The sequence below is a fragment of the Ruminococcus sp. D54t1_190329_F1 genome (assembly GCF_015551645.1).
GTDB lineage: Bacteria > Bacillota > Clostridia > Lachnospirales > Lachnospiraceae > Blautia_A > Blautia_A faecis.
This window is the reverse complement of the sequence record NZ_JADNDC010000098.1, coordinates 1-1,591: the sequence shown is the minus strand read 5'-3', so window position 1 is coordinate 1,591 and position 1,591 is coordinate 1. Positions and strand designations below refer to the sequence as shown.

The following is a 1,591-nucleotide window of genomic DNA, read 5'->3' as shown; positions in this document are numbered from 1 at the left end:
TATGAACCATTTATGATAATGTCCTAATATACCATAAAGGAAAATGTCCCAATGTAGTATAATGCTTCCATCAACAGATGGAGGTAACGATTATCAGAAAGGTAGAATTATCAATGGATGAACAAAAGAAATATGAGGTGATCAAATCATTGGCAGATCATCCAGCCCCTAACAAGCAGAGAGCTGCCCTTACTCTCGGTTGTACTGTACGTCACATTAACCGTATGCTTAAAGGCTACAAAGAACATGGCAAAGCCTATTTTATCCATGGCAACAGAGGACGTAAACCAGCCAATACCATCCCCAATGAAACTCGTAATCTTGTTGTCGATTTATACCGCAACAAATACTATGATGCCAATTTTGAACATTTCACTGAGTTATTAGGAAAACATGAAGATATCTACCTCTCCCCTTCAGCGGTTATGTCTATTCTCGAAGCTGAATACATTCTCTCTCCCAAGGCTACAAAAGCTAAGAAAAAGAGAATCAAAGAACAATTAAAAGCCGATAAAAAAGCGGCGAAATCTCAGAAAGAAGCGGATCAGATACAGATTAATCTTGTTGCTCTTGAGGACGCCCATTCCCGCCGTCCCAGAGCCGCTTATTTCGGTGAACTGCAGCAAATGGACGCAACTCCCTACGAATGGATCCCCGCTCAGATATGGCATCTGCATCTGGCTATAGATGATGCTACAGGAAGGATTACCGGCGGTTGGTTTGATACCCAGGAAACTCTGAATGGCTATTACCACGTTTTCCATCAGATTCTCACAACTTACGGTATCCCCTACAAGTTCTTTACAGACCGCCGTACTGTTTTCACCTATAAAAAGAAAAACTCCCCATCTATCGATGAGGATACCTATACACAGTTTGCCTATGCCTGTAAACAGCTTGGGGTTGAACTGGGATCAAGCAGTGTGCCTCAGGCAAAAGGACGTGTAGAACGTCTGAACCAGACGCTACAGTCGCGCCTGCCAGTCGAGTTGAGACTTGCAGGCATAACGACCATAGACGCTGCCAATGAATTCCTAAACTCCTACATAAAGGAATTCAATGAGAAGTTTGCCCTTCCCCTTCATGGTATCAAGTCTGTGTTCGAAGTGCAACCTAAAATTGAAAAAATCAACCTGATTCTTGCAGTTTTATGCGAAAGAACGGTAGATACCGGACACTGTTTAAGGCATTCCAATAAATACTACCGTATGATTGACAGCAGAGGCAATCAGGTCCACTACCGAAAAGGAACAAAGGTAATGTTTATTCAGGCTTTTGATGGCAGTCAATACTGCTGTGTAAATGACAAAGACATCTATGCACTGGAAGAAATACCCGAGCACGAAACAAAATCAAAAGACTTAGATATAGACTATACTCCGCCAAAACCAAAGAAGCCCCGCATTCCACCAATGAACCACCCCTGGCGTCGTCAACAGTTTGGAAAATTTGTCAAACAGCAAGAACACCACCAGAATGATCAAGATACAAAGATTGCCTGAGGAATGAAGCACATCAATATAACAAGCCCCAGCAAAAAGCCGGGGCTAATACTTCAATTATTTTAGGACATTTTCAAAAACGCTTGACA

The 1,591-nt window shown here is 42.2% G+C and carries 1 protein-coding gene; it reads left to right on the top strand.

Annotated features, from left to right (window positions below; genetic code table 11):
- Positions 1–113 precede the first annotated feature (113 nt).
- Complete coding sequence (locus I2D69_RS19695; RefSeq protein ID WP_177975411.1) at positions 114–1,502, top strand: ISNCY family transposase; 1,389 nt, start codon at positions 114–116, stop codon at positions 1,500–1,502.
- The last annotated feature ends 89 nt before the right edge of the window (positions 1,503–1,591 follow it).

Bases quoted from the DNA above. Each gene is read 5' to 3' on its own strand.
- I2D69_RS19695 (WP_177975411.1), top strand. From the start codon at position 114: ATGGATGAACAAAAGAAATATGAGGTGATCAAATCATTGGCAGATCAT.